The following is an 18,039-nucleotide window of genomic DNA, read 5'->3' as shown; positions in this document are numbered from 1 at the left end:
AGCCTCCAAAATCAGAGCGTCATTGCCGGATAGATATCGTCAGGTGGCATTGTAAGCCGTCCCTTCTCATCCCTCCTGCCAATATCCTCAAGCATGTCACCAAACTCATGTACCAGTGCGTTCATGTACTTGATCCCGCGCCTATTAAGCAGTGGTGGTTTCCCTCCAGTAAACACTGATCTTGAGTCAGGCTCAGATTGCTTCTGAAGCATCGAAACATAGAACTTTGCACGCCATTCTTCAGGCTTTCTGTCGGCCAGATAGCCATCCAATAGCGGCATAAGAAAGTGGCGATCAACTTCAATGTCTCCGGACGAGTACCGATATACAGGGCGACGGTTGGTTGTCATCAAATGCAGAACATAAGCTTCAGCGACACGCCACGCGAAAAACTCGTGAGGTTTTACATTTCCCATCACTCAAGCCCTGGCACATTGATTTGCAGCTTGGCGTATGCTTCCTGTCGGTTGTTAACCAACTGGCGCTTTCTACCCCCCACTCCCCAGTAATTCATTGTTCTTGCACAATCACTGACAACTGCGGATTCTTCTTTGAAGATGTGATCTGCCATATTGGCTTCTGCCATGTAGCTGGCAATTACGACCATCTCTCCGGAGAAATATTTATCTAGGACCGTATAAACGCCGACCTTGAACGCGGGATCGATATATCCAGCATACTCATATGCCAGGAACCGAGTGACATAGGTTCCACCCTTACGCCCTTTTATGATTCTAAATGGTGTAGATTCTCCACCTTTTACTAACTCATTGATAAATGAACGGGTTACAGGGCTTCGAAGAAAGTCAGTGGGACGAAGGTTATCTACATTCCTCCCCGCTGCCTTTGCTGCCTTCCAGATATCGGTGATTGAAATAAATTTTTCATCATCAATGCGTACTGGTGTATCGAACACTGCTAGTTCTTTCATAGCGTTTTACCTTTTAGAAAGTGAGCCTGTCTCACAGAAAAGCCGCCCGAGAGAGGTCGCCACCTTTAACGGCTGTTCTCAGGCTCGCTTTCTGAAAAGCTCTCGTGGGTTTGCGCGTGAGATGCGCGAGGGGTACTGCAGGTACAAAAAAGCCCGACCGAAGTCAGGCTCTGTTTAATTCTGGTGCTCTTTATTTGACGGTTTCGATTGTCGAACCGTGAGAGTTCATGACGTACACGTTGTCGCCGGGATAGATGAACTGGTAGCGCAGGCCGCTGAATGCTTTTCGTCTGGCGTGTTCAGGGCTTTCGAAATCTTCAATCAGGATCGCAATCGCATCAGTGTCGAGCACGTCGTCACGCTCACTGAAAATCAACTCCTCTTCCTGTAATGCTTTCTTGCACTCCGGGTCTTCATAGACTGGTGGGAGGAAGATTACAAAGTCAGGATTGGAACGGCTGCTGGTCATTCGGAGGATTTCTTCAAAGCGTGGGGAGCCAGATCGAGCAATGGTGATGCTTTCCTGCTCCGCAATATGAGTTACGCCATCAATGATGCTTTTTACAGTGAACATGGTCATTTCCTTCTTCGTCTTCTTGGTGTGAAAAAGCTCCGCTATTGCGAGGCTCGGTTAATTCAGGCACTGCTCTCTGATGTACTGCTGGAGGTAACTCACTTGCTTTGTGACGACTCCGATTTGCTCTCTGAGACGCCAATAATGCTGCTCAACTCCGTCATCAGGTCGGGCGGTGGTAGCATGGCCCACGCGGCCGGGGCTGGTCTCTTCACCTGAGCTGGCTGGACAGCTGGCTTTGATGTACACCCGGCGATTGCCAGCAGAAACATCATCGCGCAGCTTTTCGATAGTTGCTTTCGCATCTGCAATCTCTCCGGTGTATTTGGCATCGAGCGCTGCAACATCGCGCTGGCGGGTCTGCATGTCGGTGATAGTGGCGGTTGCTTCGGCCAGGCTGTTTTGCGCAGTATCACGTTGGCCCTGGTACTGAATCGCGTTGCTACGGTAGTGAAGCGCTGCGAGCGTAGCGCCGACAGCGCACAGCATCAGCAAAATAACTGTCACGGCCACCAGCCGCGATGTGATGCTCATTGCTGCCCCCAAAGACACACGTCACGCTCAATCTCACGCCGGTTCATCAGCCCTTTCCACTGTTGTCCGCCCGCGTAGGTCCAGCGGCGTAGCTCGTTACATGCCCCCGCCGTGTCGCCTGCGTTTATTTTCTTCAGCAGGGTTGACTGGCGGAATGCTCCAGCGCCGACGTTATATGCAAACGAGTAGAGAGCCGCTCGCGTGGTATCGGGGATCGGACGCTTAATTAAAGGGTCAATCTGATTGGCCACCGTTCGCAGGTCTTTATTCAGCAATGCCTGACACTCGGGTTCGGTGTAGGTTTTGCTTTTGATGATGTCCTTCCCTGTGTGCCCATAACAAACCGACCAGACACCGACGACATCCTGATATGGTTTGTGCTCGACACCCTCAAATGGCGGAATGAGCACAGCAGCTATTGCGATCGCACCGCCACCAGCGGCAGCGATCAGCTTTTTCCGCAGGGACGATGATACGGCCATTTTCACTGCTCCTGTGGTGGCGCCGGCGTGTATCCGCGCTGAAGGGCCTGCTCGTATGCTTTGGTCTGCCTGTGCTTGAAATACAGATTAACCATAAATGTCGCGATACCAATCACGATACCGCTTATCACTGCAACCAGGTTCCAGTCGAGGTCATGCAGCCACTGTGACACGCTACCTCCACAGACTAATGTGCCGGATACGCAATAGCTGGCTGCCGATGCGATTTTGTCAGGCATAGTTTTCACGTTTCCACCCCCGTCAGGGGACTCGTTCAAATTGGGAATTGTCTGGATCATTTACTGAGCGAGTCCGGTTAATCTTTCCACGCGACTGAAAAGAAAACACCTGAAACAGACATGAAAAAACCCGCCACTGTGCGGGTTTTGTTTTTGGTGCTCACAGCAGGGCTTGAACCTGCACTCCGCCGGTTATGAGCCGGGCGCTTTAACCAGTTAAGCTATGCGAGCGCGTGTTTGCAATTTGTGCTATCAGGTAAAAATGTTACTTGATCAATACGCACATTGTTCGTATTATTTACCCATCGAAAGGCAACACCGCCTTAGCAAGGAGATAAAAATGAGCGTTATCATCGGAAGCCCAACCAAAACTATCACAGCATACAACGATGAAACCTTTGCCACTCAGCAAGAGGCGGTTGAATGCGCAAACTGGCTGAACAGCGAATATGGCGAAGATGCCGCTGAAATGTTTGTTTTTGAAAAAAACGATGGCGAATGGGTGGTAGCGTGGTAACCCCATCACCTGAAGAAATAAGAGCCGCAAGATCTGCGGCTCGCCTTACTCAGTCCCAATGCGCTAAGCTGGTACACAGCACGTTACGCAGCTGGCAGTTCTGGGAAGCTGGAGACAGGAAAATGCATCCCGCAATTTGGGAATTGTTTCTTTTGAAAAAACCGCAAAATTAAATTTCTAATTACCACTTAAGCCTGCGGCATGTTGGTTTGCGGTGACCGTCGCCCCTATCCGGCATTCACGGCTATCGCGTAACGACGCCATCGGTACATTCACCACAACGAAAAGCCCCCTGTTTCACAACACGCGTTCATTGCCAGGCAATTACACGTCAGGAGGCTTATCTGTTGTGCAGATATGAAAAAAGGCCCACCGAAGTGAGCCTTAAAATTGGCGCCAGATAGCTTCTGGCTGGTCATATCCATTTCTGTTATCGTTAAATCGCCAAAAATAACCTTACAGATATGGAGTATTTAATGAGCGACACTGTCAGCTTTAAATGCCCTGGCTGCGGCCATGACCTCGTCGTAAGCGGTCCCACTGAAATCACAGACACAAACGATATCGAAGGAACCACCTGCAACAACTGCGGGCGTACCATTCACAAGAATGATATTGTCGACCAGGTCAGACAACATGCTGCCGAACTGGTCAGGAATATGTTCGGGAAGCACTTCAAGTAATGCCTGCAGTTTTCTCTCAATGCCGCTGGTGTCGGCCTTAATTGATGCCAGCATTGACTATGCTCCTATGAATAAAAAAGGCCGCCCTGTGGCGAACTTTGAAATTGGTGCAGCATACTGGACTCGAACCAGTAACCGGCGGATTAGAACTCCGCTGCTCTATCCGATTGAGCCAATGCTGCTTATTGTTTGCCGGGGCCGCAGTTCCTCATGACCGCTCATCGGCTTGCGTTACCATTTCGTCGAAAACGACAATATGGCACAAATAAAAAAGCCCCAGCAGTTACGCTAGGGCTTCTTACGGTGATGCTTCAGCTGAATGCCAATGGGCTTATATCCGCCGTTTACTTACTTCCTCGTCATCACCGCGCTCAGTTCGCTTTGCTTCCCGAGCATATATGCAATGTGCCAGGTTTATTGCCCTTTGTCTTTAGCAATTTGTGCTATTATGCAGCGATTGCAGTAATTTCTTTCTCCCGCTCACGCTTAACAGCATAGAACAATTCTCCTTCAAGGATATTTTGCGCCCATTCCATTCTGTTTCTGGCTTCCTTCGGCGTGATGCCGGTGAAGTAAATCAGACTTGAAGCAATGTTTTGCGCGCTCTTGCGCTTGCAGTATCGTAATCTGGCTACAGAGCGGAGGGGATTGTCACGCCCGAAGGTCTTAACGATTACTGATTCCATGAAAGCAGCATCATCTGATTCTTTGGCGAGAGCGATGATGTTGCTTGCGGATGATTGTGGAACCAGAATATCGCGCGCCTTGCGCATAAGCTCTTCCCCTCTGTAGCCCTCACAGTGAAGCTCTGTTACTACCCTTTCAATTTGCCTAGCCTTCTGCTCGCTCCATTCGCAGCGCATCATGAGGCGGCCTATCACGTTAACTTCCCCGCGCTCGTACTCGTCGCCAGATAAGTGATCACCCCACACTGTTAACAGGTGTCGTATCCATGCCTGCTGAGAGGTGTTGATGGTTTTCCAGCCATTGCCAAACAACCGACGCATATCAGCAGCAGAGCGCACGCCGGAAAGCCTGACAATCTGCTGATAGTCTTTTTCGATTCTCATCGTTTCTTCCTTCTCGGATTAGCGTCCCATGACTGCACATGGGTTGGCTGCACTGCTGGAGTGATAGGCCGGAATCTGCTGAGTAATTTCTTTAGCCAGGTCATGCTGCCTCCCTCTGCTTTACCAATTCACGCAGCAAAGCCCTGTAACGCGCTCTGATGCGTTCCAGTTCCTCTCTGGTGTATCGGTGTGGTGTATTGTTGTTTTCGAGTGCCTCGACGCGCTGAGGGCCGATTTTTGCTATGAGGTTGATGCGGTATGGACCGATATTGCCGGAGTGGTGAGTATTACAGGCTGAACACTGGCTGTGGCAGTTGTCCTCGTTGAACCGCAATTGCGATGCTTTAGCCGTCGTTCGGTAGTGGCCGGCATGATAGCTGACCGCCGTTGTACTGCCGCAGCTGATGCAGATATCTCCGTCTCTCGCCCTGATGTAGTCGTTGAATGCTCGCTGGGTCATGTTCATCCAGTGGCTTAATGGCTTTACATCGGCCTTGCGCTTGTTCCATGCAGCACGCCGCTCTTTCTCCTCGCGCTGTTGCTTGCGCTGGGTGAGTTGCTTAGCGAGTTGGATGGCACATTTTGGAGAGCAGGCGGTTTGCAGGGTGTTGCGGGGGATGAATTTCTCAGAGCAGGCTTTACACTTCTTCGGCTTTGGCGGCTTGCCTTTAACCATCGTCCCCTCCAGTCATATCACCATTCGGATCTCGGAATATCGCGTAAAACGCGCTGCAGTCATCGCACACCCACGCCTCATCGGGCGACAGCGGTATTCCACAGTCTGCGCAGCACTGTTCTTTCATCTCGTCCTCCTCATGCGATCCCATTTGGCCTGCAATAGCCCATGAACGTAATCAAATGAAATTACCTGGCTAGCTGGCGGGATGGGCTTTGGTTTGTTTGTACTGCGGCGGGTCGGGCGGAAAATCAGGTTATCGAGGGCTAACTGCGTGACGCTTTTCTTTCTCCTTGTCATGCTCGCCTCGCTTCGGAAATAGCCCGATTGAACACCATCATTTTCCGGCTCTGGCCAAATTTCAGGCCAAGATTCCCCAGGGCGTATCTCGACTCTGCGCCACCGTTAAGCCTGATTAATTTGCCATTATCTATCAGGCGCTGGATTGTAGATTTGATAGTGTTTTCTTTAGCGTCGGTTTTGCTAACAACTCTTTTCAGCAGTTCAGAAGAGCTGATTGATAAAATCTCCGGCATCACCTCTAATACAGCCCTCTCAATTTCAATCATTATCCGTGCCATTAAGCCACCTCCCCAGCATCAACAACCCCACCCTGCCCCGCAGTGAACATCGCATACGACAGCGGGTCGCAGATCCTCACCTCCATTTCGTGAGCCGTTTTCTGATAAACGGCGTGGCTCCGCCGCGTCTGTGACGACAACCAAATTGCCTCTTCTATCGCCGCTGCGATGTCTGTGAACACTGTCATGACGCTCTCCCAAAGTAATCATTGCTGTAGCGAACATCCCGAAATTTCACGCCGTTACCGACGGCCCAAGCCTGGGAGTATTCAATCAGGCTCTCCATGCGCTTAATGCCCATCTTTGCCGTCGATTCCCTGATGTTGCAGAACTCCCCCTCAAGCCCCGGCACCACTTCAGCACCCATGCCGGTAGCCATCGCATGACCTGAAACAAACAACGTTTTCCACTGCACCGGCGTGCGCGGTTTGCCCAGCCATTCGGCCTGACGCGCCACATCGCCACACAGGGCATGAAAGAGGCTGTTTTGCAGAAGAGTGCGGTCAAAGTCGGTGATGCGGATTGTGATGGGATGATGGTCGTTAAGCGGGAGTTTGAGGATTGCGTCTATCAGATTGCGCCGCACTTGCTCATTGCGGAGGAAAAACGTTTTTTTCTCCATCACCCCTCCGGTTAGTTTTCCTGACACCAACAAAAAGGGCCACCGTCACCGATAGCCCAGTTATTAGCTCTGCTGTGTACCAGTTCATCTGATGAACTCCCATCCGAATTTAGCTATTGCCACCGGAGCAAGACCGATAAGCAGCCACGTCAACAATAAAGCAAACAGACTTCCGAAAAGGCCTGCACCCCTGTTAATTCTGACGAAAACTATGCTCAAGATGATAAAGAACCATGCCAGCATCCACCCAACAGTTATAAGTTTTGCGAATATCACGCCCTCTCCTCCCCGCCCAGCGCCAAAAAATAAGGGCCGCGATAATCAGCAGCCCTGTGAGTTTCTCTGTTGTGTATGCCTGGTGCATTATTCCTCCGGTGGCGGGGGTAGTGGCTGCCAGTGGGTTACTTCTTTCAGGCCTAAATTTACTTCAACATCTGCGGTCAGGTATTGCTCGAACCATACTTTGCTTGATGAGACACTATGTTCAATTTTAAAGATGAAACAGTTAACCCACCCATTGTGAAAGGCAACTACCTTCTGTCCATTTTCAGGCATCCGCTCACTGCACTTTATCCAGTTTCTCATCACTCACTCTCCTGCATCATCAGGTAGCAGATCATCGCGGCGCGGAGTGGGTTGGCTTGATACTGAATTCCATGCGCCCGACAGCTGGATTGAGCGTCCCACCATTGGTGCGCTCCATGCTCACTGGCATCGGGCATTAACGCTATGCGGTTGGCCACAATAATCGGCCATGCGTCTGCGGGGTTGTTGCATGGTTCGAAAATTCTACCAAGTTTTTCCACTGCGCCATTCATTAATCCGAAGTTACCCCTCCCCAGCCAGTGAAGCGCCACTTCTGCGTTTATTTTGTTGTCACTCAGTTTGCTGTAGTCCATCAAAATCCTCCCCGTTTCTGGCCTTTGGCTGGCTGCTGCCGTGCATCACGCTCAGTACGCGCCGCCATCTGGTCCATGTCATAAATTGCTCCGTCCTTCTGCAGACAGAACACGGTGCCAGTGTTGCCGTGGCGGTTAAGTCGCAGCAGCAGCTCAGTTTCACCTGCCGGAACGGTTTCATCGAAAGCGCCTTCGCGGTGGATGCCCACCCAGTAATCACAGTCCTGTTCAATCTGCCCGGTGTCGCGCGAGTCGCTTGGTAATGGCCGCTTGTTGACGCGCTTCTCCAGCTCACGGTTCAACTGAGTCAGCAGCACAACGACGCAGCCAAGCTCTTTGGCAAGATTCTTCAGTCCTTTGGTGATCATCCCATATGCGAGGTCGTTACGGTCGGCCTTCTCGGCTGTCATCAGGGTCAGGTAATCGACCAATACCATTCCTACGGCGCCCTTCTGGCGTCTCACCTTGCGGCACTCTGCGACGATGTGCGCCAGAGACAGTCCGGGGGTGTCGTCGATGTACAGCAGGTCTTCTTCTCGCATCCGGTTTGCTGTTTTTATTGCCCTGTCGAAATCAGCGTCATAGTCGCCTTGGTACTCCGCATCAGCGTCATCAGTGGCCGGCATGTAAAAAATGCTCGGGTTAACGCCTGATTTCTGCCCTACCAACTTTTCCAGAATTTGGTCTGCGGGCATCTCCAGACTGAACATCAGGGCGGGCTTCTTCTCGCGAATTGCGCAGTTGATTGCCATCTGACTGTATAGCGTGGTTTTCCCCATTTTAGGCCGAGCGCCGATGACGAACAGCGAGCCTTTGACCAGACCTTTCGGTGCCAGCATTCGATCTAGCGACGGAATACCGGTGCTCATTCCGCGCTGTTCACCCTGCGGATCGAAGCGCTTTTCAAGGTCAGTCACCCACTCGTCCATCACATCGCCAAAAGAACGCAGCCCGCGGCGTTTTCCGGTTTTGGCGTAGTCGCTGATTTGCGTGGTAAGCATGGTGATCGACTCCAGCTTTTCGACGGCTGTCATGCTGTTGCGGCTGTAGAGCAGCTCCAGTGCTTCGCTCAGCTTGCTGATTGCGTAACGCTCCATAGCTTTATCGCGTACCACGGCAGCGTAAGCTGTCAGATTTGCAACTGATGGAGTGTTCTTTGCCATCTCGGCCAGATAAGCAAATCCGCCAAATTGCTTTCCGCCAGCTTCCAGCTCATCTGACAGGGTCAGCAGGTCGATTGGCTTATTTCGAGCTAACAGGTCGCGGATGGCGCTGAAGATAATTGCGTGTGAAGCGTTGAAGAAACTTTCTGACTTCAGCATCGCCATAACCTTCTGCGTGCGCTCTTCGCCACCGTCCAGCATGAGGCCACCGATAACCGCCTGCTCTGCATCGAGGCTATGCGGTGGTTGCATGAGATTATCTGTCATCCTTGTCTCCTTCTCGAACGTCGCGATAGAGCTTCTCAGAGAGGAAGCTGTCGAACTTCATGCGGCGCCATGTCTTTCCAGTGCGGTTATCAGGTCGGTCTTCCAGCATCCAGCGGCAGTTGGCGCTAATGTACTGGAGGTAGGTTCGGAATCCTTCCATGGTGAGAGGTTCGCCGTTATCAAACTGACGTGCGATTTTGTTGGCCTTCCCCCAAAATCGTTTAATCAGGTTTCGGCGGTCTTCATCCATAACTCGCCAGCCTCTTGCTTCCGGAAGCTCTTCCTTCAGGCATTGCCAGACCTCTTCGCATGAAATCCGTTGCTTCTGAACAGCATGTTTTGATGCGGAAGTTGCACACTCAATATCTTTAGATATTGAGTTATTAGTTAGTAATTCATTATCTGTGGTAATTTGCTGGTAATTTGCTGGTACAGCATCCCGATCAGGCGTTGCGGTGCCTGGCTTCGTGCTGGTAATCTGCTGGTGATCTGCTGGTACAGAATTCAGCTGATAATCGTCGTATTTTGTGATGCGAATAATCGAGAACTTGCTGTTAGATACCCAGCTAACCATATCCAGTTTTTTAAACTTTCTGAGCAGGTACTGGACACGATCTGGTGATAATCCAGTTTCAAAAGCCAGGGCGTTTCTGCCAGAAAGCAACTCTCCACGCCTGACCAGTTTCTCCCCTAAGTCTGTCATCACATTTTCAGGGGAATATTTTGCTTTCAGGATCAGGTGAATCCACAGGTGAGCCGCCTCTGGGTCTTTATAGAATGGCAGCTCCATAATTTTACGATGCAGCAAGGCGAACCCCTTACCGGTTACCTCCGGCGTCTCTGCTTGCTTGCGCTTAAACGCTAAGACGTTGCTCATTGGTTCTTCTCCTTAACCTTATACGTTTCCAGAATTTCCCTCAGCTTCGGCGCGATTGCCGGATTGCATTTGGTCAGGAAGTCGAGGCGAAGAAGGTTTTTATGCACACCAGTGTGGCGATAAGACTGCTTTTTCATGTATAATTACTCCGTTGAAATTGCTTACATTTCGATATCAGGCGCTGAAACTGTTCCCGCAGTCCGGCGCCTTTTCTTTTCCCATCGCAGCAGCTACCGCTTGTCTGGCCACCTCTGCTATCAGGCTCGTTTCCCAAACCTTTTCCAGCAGCACAAATACCGTCGCCATATCGCGCAGGTTTAACCTGCTCACTTTCGATTCATGCCATCCTGCCTCAGCGGCCAGAACGCGCTGGCCTTTATGGGTCAGACGACTGCGCAATTCTGTTTCTACTTCGTTGATCAACTTGCTGTTTCTTGCGTGTTCCATGATTGATAATTTCCATATCAGTTAATTGGTTACGTGCGACACCCGTGGGGTGCCACTGTTGTTTTGCCCCCTGCAACAGGTGGCGGTCTGATTGATAAAGAGCGACGATGCTTATGCTGCTTTTTGCGGAGGGAATAACGAGTCCAGATTTGTTTTCCCGCCGAGTTTGTTTAATGCCTGCACAATGATTCGACATGAGGTTAAGTCAGGGTGGCGCTTACCGGATTCATAATTTCCAATCCGTGACGCACCCCATCCGCCACATGCCTGAGCGAGAGCTGACTGGGTTATCCCCAGCTTCCTCCTTTCATTTGCTATGTTATTCATGCTTCTTCCTTAACTTGCTAACCATGCGCATATTAAACACAAATTGTGATAGCAAATCAACACAAATCGTGTAAGGCGTGTTATCACGTAATGTGATAAAAAATGATTATGAAAACAAAAGAAACCATCTCTCAAAGAATTAAGCGGCTGCGTGAGTTCAAAGGCCTTTCACAACGGGCTTTGGCTGAGCTCTGCGGTTGGGCTTCGCAGTCTCGGATAGGAAATTATGAGTCGGGAACTAGAGCGGTAAGCGTTGATGATGCAGAGGTAATAGCACGGGCTCTTGGCGTTAGCTCCGCAGAACTGTTGTTTGGCTCCGCATATAAGGGTCCATATGATGCAGGAAAATCATACCCAGTCCTCAGCAAAGTGCAGGCCGGCGCATGGGGTGAGGCTATTGAGGCCTACACCCTGAAGGAAGTGGATATGTGGCTGGAGTCTGACGCTCACATCCAGGGGGAAGCTTTCTGGCTTGAAGTTGAAGGCGACTCCATGACGGCGCCAGCAGGCCTCAGCATACCTGAAGGAACGTTTGTTCTGTTTGATACCGGGCGAGACGCGATCAACAACAGCCTGGTGATTGCCAAGCTGTCAGACAGCAATGAGGCCACGTTTAAGCGCTTGGTGCTCGACGGTGCGCAGAAGTATTTGAAGGGGCTAAACCCTCAGTGGCCCATGATACCCGTCAACGGTAACTGCCGGATCATCGGGGTGGCTGTCGAGACTAAGATGCGACTGGTTTAGCTGAAATCCTATAAATATAAATTTTTACTGGGCGGGAGCATGAACACAGATAAAAATGGAAAAATAGCATTTATTTTTCCTGCAAATGAACAGTCAGGAATAGCCAAGCCAACCTTAAATTTTAAATCAATTAATGGCCATTTTCATATAACAGTAGGTATATCATTTATAAATCTTCTTGTTGATGACATCTATTTCACAAGGCTTGATGTCGTTTCACCATCTGGCGAAAGCATTATGAGTGAAAAGATAAAACCCATACCAGCCAACAGCATAGACCCAGTGATGCATACTTCATTTCTGTCGGCAAGCATGTATTTGGAAGCAAAAGAATCTGGAGTGTATACCTTCAAATGTGAGCTGATAGAATCACTTAGAGACTCACTAGATAAAAAAGAAGCATATTTCAATGTAGTAAGCGAGGATTGGCATGGGTAATGCTAAACTAGAGTTAGTCCATAGCACATCGCCTGAATCGCTTAGTAGTAGACTCAGAGTGACAGATGGTTCATCATCATATGGCAATGGCGGCGGTGGAGGAGATGACATGCTACTTAGGGTTGCTAAACTGGAAGCTAATGTTGAAGACATCAAAGCAAATCTTGCCGAAGCTCGTGCGGATATCCGTGAGCTACGCAAGACTTCTGCTGACACTTCTCGCGATGTAGCTGTAATTCTTCAGAAGCAGATCGATATAGATGAAAAATTATCAAAAAAACCAAGCATCAGCGAAATGAACTCATCCATAATATCGGCAGTAAACAAACAAATCCTCTGGACGATCTTTACAGCTATAGCTATCGCTGGGATATCGCTGTCAGTTGCGAAGTTGTTTTTCTAAAAGATTATCCTCCAGTCAATGCCAAGCCGCTACCGAAGCGGCTTTTTCGCTCCTGCAGCATCTGCCCTTTCGTCACTCCTGCACTTTTTCGTCACTCCTGCACTTTTTCGTCACTCCTGCACTTTTTTTCACCTCCTGCACCCTGCGGGTAAACCTGCACCCTGCCACTTAGCGGGGCTTTCTCGGCCACAAACCTCATAGCAACCATTCTGATTTTAAAATAACCATTGAAAACAGTGGGTAAAGCAACCCACCACCAATTAAACACAATTTGTGTTGACGCATTTAACACGATATGTGATTATCTGCTCATCGAAACGAAACATCGACGGCAAGCTAACTACTTGCGACCTCATAGGTCTGCTCATTAACAAGACGATTCCTACCTGATGCAGGTAGGCCGGAGCGAGTGCTTCGGGGTGTGGTGAATGTGGCTATGCGCACACGGTACAGCCAACATTCATGCTTCATGAATGCTCTCCTTTATCCGGGCATTGATGGCTGTAAATGCTCGCCGGGAGGCACCGGCACCACACCACCAAAGCACTCATCAGGAGAAATACCATGAATTCGAAGCAGCGTTACAACGCAAAACGTGCAGCCGCTCATCGTGCAAAACGTCGCAGCGAGCCTCGGTTTGTAAAAATCATCAATGCCGCTCTGTACGGGTCTGATCGCGTTAGCAAAGCGCTGAGCAGTATCGATTACAAAATGAGCCCGAGGCCATCGCGTGAAGAAATCGGCGGCACCTGCCTGCCTGATGTTGCGATTTATGCGGCCGGGTATCGGAAGAGTAACGGGATAACAGCGAGGTAATCATGGACACAGCAACAGAGTTTAAAAAGATAGCGCCGTATATCGCCAATCGCGTCAGAGAGCGCATCACAGACAACATGCCAGACGAAGCCATCATGAAGCTGATACACGCTGAAATCATGGAGCACTTCGCTAATCAGCAGCAGATGTTTATGCAGTACCTGAACTTTACAGCAGACCAGCGGAGGATGTTTGCAGCAGCGATGTATGACGCTCTGACGCCGCTGGCTGAGAAATTAGAAACGACAGTTAACCCACTCTATGCAGCCTATGTGGAGCGAACAGGAAATACTGGCGCACTGAATTACATGACAGGCCGCTAAGCGGCCTTTTATTGGCAATTACGAGATATCAAAATGAACGCTACCGAATTAAATAGGATTTTATATGAGCACCATCAATGGGTTCAAAGCGAAGGCAAGTCAGGAAAGTGCGCCAACCTGCGCCGTGCCAACCTGCGCGATGCCGACCTGATTGGTGCCAACCTGCGCGATGCCGACCTGCGCGGTTCCAGCTTGCCGGAGAAAACTTTTGTAATGGTGGGTGAGGATTATTTCCTGCAAATCACTAACGGTGAGTGTGTACGGGTGGGTTGCCAGCAACATACCGTAGAGCAGTGGCGCAAATTCTCCAGGCTGGAAATTGCGAAAATGGATGGGGCAAAGGCGTTGAAATTCTACCCGCGACTGTTGGATATTATTGATTTTTATCTTGGAAAAGGCGAGCGCCCTGGCTGGGTTAAATTAACTGACGAGGTTGAAGATGGGACAATTTAAAGGCACGCCCGGGCCGTGGCGGTTAGACCAATATGGGAACGTAGTTCACGGCCAGGCTGATGGCTTTGGAATAAATAAATCTGTGCGGGTAAGTGGCGTGGCTATTCCTGGGCAGGTAACGGCAGAATACGAAGCTAACACTCGGTTGTTAGCCGCAGCACCTGAGCTTTTTGAGTCGCTTCGTGGGTTAATCGCTCTTTATGAGCATGACGAAGGCTGCCGGCAGACACAAGAGTACAAAAGAGCAAAGGCCGCCATGGCAAAGGCATTGGGCCAGTAACCACTACAGGAGAGTGAGGATGCATGACATCGAAATTCCCGAAAGCTTTGATCCGGATTGGGTTGCTGAGCAATTAAGAGTTTTAGCGGAAAAGCTTGAGGTAGTGAATTATCAGGTTCCGCCTGATGAAGATACCAGCAGCATAGAGCAGGCAATTCGAATTGTGGAAGCTCTTCGTGACTATGCAGGCCACTGAGTAACACCGTAAAGCTGTCTGCTCAGACGGCTTTGAGGTGCTACGCAGCGACATTTAACAGGAGATATCAGGATGGGAAATATGAGCTATTGCCAGTTCAGAAATACAAAGCTGGATTTCGAGCAGTGCCTTGATGCGATCGGAAATTGTTCGTCTTTATCTGATTTCAGCAAAGACGAACAGAAATATGCCAGATCTTTACGAGAAATGGCTGAACAGTATATTGAATGGTTCGATCAGATCGAAACACAAAGCCTTGAATAAGGAATGGAATGCGAATAGCCCGCCACTGAGGGATTAATTTTTTGCAATAAGGAAAGAAAAATTGAGCAAATACAGAAAGTTAGATCAACTAATTTTGGACAGCATTAGCACTGGGCCAAGTAAATTTTCGGATATTTATTTTGGCAAGCCTGGCAGCAGCAGTAAAGGTGCTTACCCAGCATGTCGTGAATTGTGCGCGGGAGCCGAGGAACCGGCCCGCATTCTCGACCGCCGACTTCAGGCTATGAGAAAAAAGGGATTAATCGTGTATATGAAGGGCTGGCGGAAGCTTTGATCCCTTAACCAGGGTGGGGAAGATAATGCAAGAATTTGAATATTTTGTTATGGATGGGCGGGCAAGATTTAACACCGAGCGCGCAGCAGTATTCGAATCGTTAGGGAGAACGCCACCAAAGCAGTGGAAGCTGAGCCGTGACTGGGGCGGGATGGACGCAGTTCTGGTTCGCGCCCCAGTGATAATCGCTTTAAAAAACGGCGGATCTTCATGCGGTGACTTTGAATACGTCTGCGACATAGAGTAAATCGCAAAGCCGTTATACGTGACGGCTTGACGATTTATTGTAAATTTCGCCCCTGTTAAGGGGCATTTTAATTCCATATCAACGAGGTAAACCCATGCGCTTAGCTTACGCAGGGGCGGCATCGGGCTGCCCTACATTCGACGGCATCAAATCAGTGATGCACGCACGTAAAAACATTCTGACCGGCGCCGACTTTGCACCGCCACCGAAAAAAAGCTGGTTGCAAAAACTGTTTGAAATCCTGAGTGCGGAGGGCAATCCGTAATGAAACTCACATACAAAGACGAACAGGAAATTACTGCGATCATTGCCTCACTTTCTGATGCAGATCATGAGCGCATTCGCGAGACGGTCGAATACCGGGCGGAACGTGATTCAGCTAATCCGATAATGACCGCAATTCGAGAGTATTATCCAGGCGAACACACAAAACTCGCGTGCAATTATCTGGACGAGAGCGACGTTGATTATCAGCAGCGAGCAGGAGAAATGCTGTTTGATGTGCTGACGATGATTATTACGCGCGAATATGCAGTTGAGGTGTTTATGCGCCGGCATTCGTTTGACGAGGTGGCGTGATGGAGCCGGGCATCTACTACGACATCAGCAATGAGGACTATCACGGCGGCCCGGGCATCAGCAAATCGCAGCTGGATGATATTGCAGTTAGCCCAGCTATCTATCAGTGGCGGAAAGGTGCGCCAGTTGATGAAGAAAAAACAGCCGCGCTGGATTTAGGCACCGCCCTGCACTGCCTGCTTCTTGAGCCAGATGAATTTAGCAAGCGCTTTGAGATAGGGCCGGAGGTTAACCGCCGGACTACTGCAGGAAAGGAGAAGGAAAAGGAATTTCTGGAACGGTGCGAGGCTGAGGGAATCACGCCTATCACGCACGACGACAACCGGAAGCTGAAGCTGATGCGTGAAAGTGCAATGGCCCATCCGATTGCCCGGTGGATGCTCGAAGCGCAGGGAAATGCAGAGGCGAGCATTTACTGGAGTGACCGAGACACCGGCGTTTTATCGCGCTGCCGGCCGGACAAAATCATCACTGAGTTTAACTGGTGCATTGATGTAAAAAGCACAGCTGATATCGACAGGTTTAAAAAGGATTTCTATAGCTACCGCTATCACGTCCAGGACTCCTTCTACACGGATGGATATGCCTCGCAATTTGGTGAGATTCCTACTTTCGCATTTCTGGCAGTCAGTACATCAATCAGCTGCGGCAGATTCCCGGTGCAGGTATTCATACTTGACCAGTTAGCCAAGGATGCCGGGCGAGCAGAATATAAAAGAAACCTTCAAACCTACGCAGAATGCATGTCGCGCAATGAGTGGCCCGGCATAGCAACACTATCTCTCCCTTATTGGGCTAAGGAATTACGCAATGACTAACCAGCCTCCTATTGCCAGCGCTGACCTGCAGAAGACGCAGCAAAGCAAGCAGGTTGCCAACAAAACGCCCGAGCAAACGCTTGTCGGCTTCATGAATCAGCCAGCCATGAAAAGCCAGCTTGCTGCGGCTCTTCCTCGTCATATGACGGCTGACCGCATGATTCGCATCGTCACCACTGAAATACGCAAAAACCCGACGCTCGCAAAGTGTGACACTCAAAGCTTTATCGGTGCCGTCGTACAGTGCTCTCAGCTTGGCCTGGAGCCTGGCGGCGCACTTGGTCACGCATACCTCATTCCATTCGAGAAAAGGAAAAAAGACTCGGCAGGAAATTGGGTTACAGAGCGCACTGATATACAGCTAATTATCGGCTACCGCGGGATGATTGATTTAGCTCGGCGCTCAGGGCAAATCATCAGCCTTTCTGCTCGCGCTGTGCGAGAGGGGGATGAATTCAGTTACGAATATGGCCTTGATGAGCGGCTTCACCATAAGCCATGTGATGATGAGTCAGCGCCGATTACGCATGTTTATTCCGTAGCAAAGCTCAGGGATGGCGGGGTTCAGTTTGAAGTTATGAGTGCTCGCCAAGTCAATCAGGTAGCAGCTCAAAGCAAATCAGTAAAAAAGAATAAAGACGGGTCAATCAACTGGGATGGCACAAACTCTCCTTGGGCTACTCACTGGGAAGAGATGGCAAAGAAAACTGTCATCCGTCGCCTGTTCAAATATCTGCCGGTCAGCATTGAAATGCAGAAAGCTGTAGTTTTGGATGAAAAAGCCGAGTCTGACATTGATCAGGACAACGCATCCGTATTGAGTGCCGAATACAGCGTTCTCGAAGGTGATTCAGGAAACCATTCATGATTGCTTTAAAGAACGAACAGATGACAGAGGTAGAGCAGCGCTTAGCCGAGCTTGAAGAGGCGCAGTTGCTGCATGAACAGGAACTTTACGACGCACGTGCTGAATTTGATGATTTAGCGGCTGCTATGGGTTGGAGCAAACGCGATCTGGTTAACGGCATTGGGCCGATGGATTACGCGCGGAATCTGAAAGCCAGGGCAGAGTCGGCAGAGGTGAAAAAATGACGTACGCCGATCCGATTGACGAAGCAACTGCCCGCGAGATGCAGCTGATCGAGATTGCTCTGGCTAACCGCACGCATCCTGAGCCCCGCTCCCCGATTTGCAAAAACTGCGGAGAGCCATCATTACCGGCGACCAGTTACTGCAGTTCTGAATGTCGCGAGGACGACGAGCGCATTGAGCGCGCTAAGCAGCATCGCCGAGT

32 protein-coding genes and 2 tRNA genes are annotated in these 18,039 nt (G+C 50.0%); 13 read left to right on the top strand and 21 right to left on the bottom strand.

The window, feature by feature from the left end; genetic code table 11:
- Positions 1 to 11 precede the first annotated feature (11 nt).
- The 7 genes from BS626_RS01145 to BS626_RS01115 form a co-directional block, all read right to left on the bottom strand.
- Positions 12 to 416, bottom strand: a complete 405-nt coding sequence (locus BS626_RS01145; protein ID WP_075180571.1) for a hypothetical protein — start codon at positions 414 to 416, stop codon at positions 12 to 14.
- Complete coding sequence (locus BS626_RS01140) at positions 416 to 931, bottom strand: KilA-N domain-containing protein (RefSeq protein ID WP_075180570.1); 516 nt, start codon at positions 929 to 931, stop codon at positions 416 to 418. Before BS626_RS01140 ends, BS626_RS01145 begins: the two co-directional genes overlap by 1 nt.
- Before the next feature lie 190 nt (positions 932 to 1,121).
- Complete coding sequence (locus BS626_RS01135) at positions 1,122 to 1,505, bottom strand: hypothetical protein (RefSeq protein ID WP_075180569.1); 384 nt, start codon at positions 1,503 to 1,505, stop codon at positions 1,122 to 1,124.
- A gap of 57 nt (positions 1,506 to 1,562) precedes the next feature.
- Positions 1,563 to 2,039 carry a lysis protein gene (locus tag BS626_RS01130; RefSeq protein WP_075180568.1) on the bottom strand — a complete coding sequence of 159 codons (477 nt, stop codon included), beginning with the start codon at positions 2,037 to 2,039 and terminating at the stop codon, positions 1,563 to 1,565.
- Positions 2,036 to 2,521 (bottom strand): lysozyme, encoded by a 486-nt coding sequence (locus tag BS626_RS01125; RefSeq protein WP_075180567.1) that lies wholly within the window; start codon positions 2,519 to 2,521, stop codon positions 2,036 to 2,038. Before BS626_RS01125 ends, BS626_RS01130 begins: the two co-directional genes overlap by 4 nt.
- A 2-nt stretch (positions 2,522 to 2,523) precedes the next feature.
- Positions 2,524 to 2,760 carry a phage holin gene (locus BS626_RS01120; RefSeq protein WP_075181099.1) on the bottom strand — a complete coding sequence of 79 codons (237 nt, stop codon included), beginning with the start codon at positions 2,758 to 2,760 and terminating at the stop codon, positions 2,524 to 2,526.
- A 154-nt stretch (positions 2,761 to 2,914) separates the two neighbouring features.
- Positions 2,915 to 2,991: transfer RNA gene (locus BS626_RS01115), tRNA-Met, on the bottom strand.
- 109 nt (positions 2,992 to 3,100) lie between these two features.
- On the opposite strand from BS626_RS01115, the gene BS626_RS18525 reads away from it, so the two are divergent.
- Positions 3,101 to 3,277 carry a hypothetical protein gene (locus BS626_RS18525; protein WP_170870418.1) on the top strand — a complete coding sequence of 59 codons (177 nt, stop codon included), beginning with the start codon at positions 3,101 to 3,103 and terminating at the stop codon, positions 3,275 to 3,277.
- 473 nt (positions 3,278 to 3,750) lie between these two features.
- Here the strand turns inward: BS626_RS18525 and BS626_RS01105 are convergent, their stop codons facing one another.
- The 14 genes from BS626_RS01105 to BS626_RS01030 form a co-directional block, all read right to left on the bottom strand.
- The gene (locus BS626_RS01105) at positions 3,751 to 4,014 is read right to left on the bottom strand and encodes a hypothetical protein (protein WP_075180565.1); all 264 of its coding nucleotides are present in this window, start codon (positions 4,012 to 4,014) and stop codon (positions 3,751 to 3,753) included.
- A gap of 51 nt (positions 4,015 to 4,065) precedes the next feature.
- Positions 4,066 to 4,142, bottom strand: a tRNA-Arg gene (locus BS626_RS01100).
- Between the two features lie 264 nt (positions 4,143 to 4,406).
- The gene (locus tag BS626_RS01095; RefSeq protein ID WP_075180564.1) at positions 4,407 to 5,030 is read right to left on the bottom strand and encodes a hypothetical protein; all 624 of its coding nucleotides are present in this window, start codon (positions 5,028 to 5,030) and stop codon (positions 4,407 to 4,409) included.
- 100 nt (positions 5,031 to 5,130) lie between these two features.
- Complete coding sequence (locus BS626_RS01090; RefSeq protein WP_075180563.1) at positions 5,131 to 5,706, bottom strand: recombination protein NinG; 576 nt, start codon at positions 5,704 to 5,706, stop codon at positions 5,131 to 5,133.
- A gap of 123 nt (positions 5,707 to 5,829) precedes the next feature.
- Entirely contained in the window at positions 5,830 to 6,006 is a 177-nt protein-coding gene (locus tag BS626_RS01080) for a NinE family protein (protein WP_075180561.1), read from the bottom strand.
- Entirely contained in the window at positions 6,003 to 6,275 is a 273-nt protein-coding gene (locus BS626_RS01075; RefSeq protein ID WP_139308734.1) for a hypothetical protein, read from the bottom strand. Before BS626_RS01075 ends, BS626_RS01080 begins: the two co-directional genes overlap by 4 nt.
- A gap of 196 nt (positions 6,276 to 6,471) precedes the next feature.
- Positions 6,472 to 6,909 (bottom strand): recombination protein NinB, encoded by a 438-nt coding sequence (locus BS626_RS01065; protein WP_075180558.1) that lies wholly within the window; start codon positions 6,907 to 6,909, stop codon positions 6,472 to 6,474.
- A gap of 363 nt (positions 6,910 to 7,272) precedes the next feature.
- Positions 7,273 to 7,494: a DUF551 domain-containing protein gene (locus tag BS626_RS19025; RefSeq protein ID WP_075180556.1), complete on the bottom strand. Its 222-nt coding sequence runs from the start codon at positions 7,492 to 7,494 to the stop codon at positions 7,273 to 7,275.
- Positions 7,494 to 7,808, bottom strand: coding sequence for a phage protein NinX family protein (locus tag BS626_RS01050; RefSeq protein WP_075180555.1), 315 nt, complete (start codon positions 7,806 to 7,808; stop codon positions 7,494 to 7,496). Before BS626_RS01050 ends, BS626_RS19025 begins: the two co-directional genes overlap by 1 nt.
- Complete coding sequence (locus tag BS626_RS01045) at positions 7,808 to 9,238, bottom strand: DnaB-like helicase C-terminal domain-containing protein (RefSeq protein ID WP_075180554.1); 1,431 nt, start codon at positions 9,236 to 9,238, stop codon at positions 7,808 to 7,810. Before BS626_RS01045 ends, BS626_RS01050 begins: the two co-directional genes overlap by 1 nt.
- Positions 9,228 to 10,115 (bottom strand): DNA replication protein, encoded by an 888-nt coding sequence (locus tag BS626_RS01040; protein WP_075180553.1) that lies wholly within the window; start codon positions 10,113 to 10,115, stop codon positions 9,228 to 9,230. Before BS626_RS01040 ends, BS626_RS01045 begins: the two co-directional genes overlap by 11 nt.
- On the bottom strand, positions 10,112 to 10,252 hold the full coding sequence (locus BS626_RS18520; protein ID WP_170870416.1) for a hypothetical protein: 141 nt from the start codon (positions 10,250 to 10,252) through the stop codon (positions 10,112 to 10,114). The genes BS626_RS01040 and BS626_RS18520 overlap by 4 nt, the downstream gene beginning before the upstream one ends.
- 37 nt (positions 10,253 to 10,289) lie before the next feature.
- Positions 10,290 to 10,562, bottom strand: a complete 273-nt coding sequence (locus BS626_RS01035; protein WP_075180552.1) for a CII family transcriptional regulator — start codon at positions 10,560 to 10,562, stop codon at positions 10,290 to 10,292.
- Positions 10,563 to 10,673: 111 nt separating this feature from the next.
- Positions 10,674 to 10,889 (bottom strand): helix-turn-helix transcriptional regulator, encoded by a 216-nt coding sequence (locus tag BS626_RS01030; RefSeq protein ID WP_075180551.1) that lies wholly within the window; start codon positions 10,887 to 10,889, stop codon positions 10,674 to 10,676.
- Between the two features lie 108 nt (positions 10,890 to 10,997).
- Here BS626_RS01030 and BS626_RS01025 point away from each other — a divergent pair, with 108 nt between their 5' ends.
- The 12 genes from BS626_RS01025 to BS626_RS00965 all read left to right on the top strand — a co-directional run bounded on the left by BS626_RS01025 (position 10,998) and on the right by BS626_RS00965 (position 17,837).
- A complete protein-coding gene (locus tag BS626_RS01025) occupies positions 10,998 to 11,633 on the top strand; it encodes a LexA family transcriptional regulator (RefSeq protein WP_075181098.1) in 636 nt (211 codons plus the stop codon).
- Positions 11,634 to 11,672: 39 nt separating this feature from the next.
- Positions 11,673 to 12,071, top strand: coding sequence for a hypothetical protein (locus BS626_RS18205; RefSeq protein ID WP_139308733.1), 399 nt, complete (start codon positions 11,673 to 11,675; stop codon positions 12,069 to 12,071).
- Complete coding sequence (locus tag BS626_RS01020; protein WP_240494243.1) at positions 12,064 to 12,474, top strand: hypothetical protein; 411 nt, start codon at positions 12,064 to 12,066, stop codon at positions 12,472 to 12,474. The genes BS626_RS18205 and BS626_RS01020 overlap by 8 nt, the downstream gene beginning before the upstream one ends.
- Before the next feature lie 564 nt (positions 12,475 to 13,038).
- Positions 13,039 to 13,290 carry a hypothetical protein gene (locus BS626_RS01015; protein WP_075180549.1) on the top strand — a complete coding sequence of 84 codons (252 nt, stop codon included), beginning with the start codon at positions 13,039 to 13,041 and terminating at the stop codon, positions 13,288 to 13,290.
- A 2-nt stretch (positions 13,291 to 13,292) separates the two neighbouring features.
- A complete protein-coding gene (locus BS626_RS01010; protein ID WP_075180548.1) occupies positions 13,293 to 13,613 on the top strand; it encodes a hypothetical protein in 321 nt (106 codons plus the stop codon).
- Between the two features lie 33 nt (positions 13,614 to 13,646).
- Positions 13,647 to 14,066, top strand: a complete 420-nt coding sequence (locus BS626_RS01005; RefSeq protein WP_075180547.1) for a pentapeptide repeat-containing protein — start codon at positions 13,647 to 13,649, stop codon at positions 14,064 to 14,066.
- Entirely contained in the window at positions 14,053 to 14,346 is a 294-nt protein-coding gene (locus tag BS626_RS01000; protein WP_075180546.1) for a hypothetical protein, read from the top strand. The genes BS626_RS01005 and BS626_RS01000 overlap by 14 nt, the downstream gene beginning before the upstream one ends.
- A 19-nt stretch (positions 14,347 to 14,365) precedes the next feature.
- Complete coding sequence (locus tag BS626_RS18515; protein ID WP_170870415.1) at positions 14,366 to 14,542, top strand: hypothetical protein; 177 nt, start codon at positions 14,366 to 14,368, stop codon at positions 14,540 to 14,542.
- A gap of 1,070 nt (positions 14,543 to 15,612) precedes the next feature.
- Positions 15,613 to 15,927 (top strand): hypothetical protein, encoded by a 315-nt coding sequence (locus tag BS626_RS00980; RefSeq protein ID WP_075180543.1) that lies wholly within the window; start codon positions 15,613 to 15,615, stop codon positions 15,925 to 15,927.
- Positions 15,927 to 16,745 (top strand): PD-(D/E)XK nuclease-like domain-containing protein, encoded by an 819-nt coding sequence (locus tag BS626_RS00975; protein WP_075180542.1) that lies wholly within the window; start codon positions 15,927 to 15,929, stop codon positions 16,743 to 16,745. Before BS626_RS00980 ends, BS626_RS00975 begins: the two co-directional genes overlap by 1 nt.
- Positions 16,738 to 17,613 (top strand): recombination protein RecT, encoded by an 876-nt coding sequence (gene recT / locus BS626_RS00970; protein ID WP_075180541.1) that lies wholly within the window; start codon positions 16,738 to 16,740, stop codon positions 17,611 to 17,613. The genes BS626_RS00975 and recT overlap by 8 nt, the downstream gene beginning before the upstream one ends.
- Positions 17,610 to 17,837, top strand: a complete 228-nt coding sequence (locus BS626_RS00965; RefSeq protein WP_075180540.1) for a hypothetical protein — start codon at positions 17,610 to 17,612, stop codon at positions 17,835 to 17,837. The genes recT and BS626_RS00965 overlap by 4 nt, the downstream gene beginning before the upstream one ends.
- Positions 17,838 to 18,039: the final 202 nt, after the last annotated feature.

Origin of the sequence: Pantoea sp. 1.19 (assembly GCF_001922585.1) — a bacterium.
Taxonomy (GTDB): domain Bacteria; phylum Pseudomonadota; class Gammaproteobacteria; order Enterobacterales; family Enterobacteriaceae; genus 1-19.
This window is presented reverse-complemented; position numbering and strand designations above follow the sequence as displayed.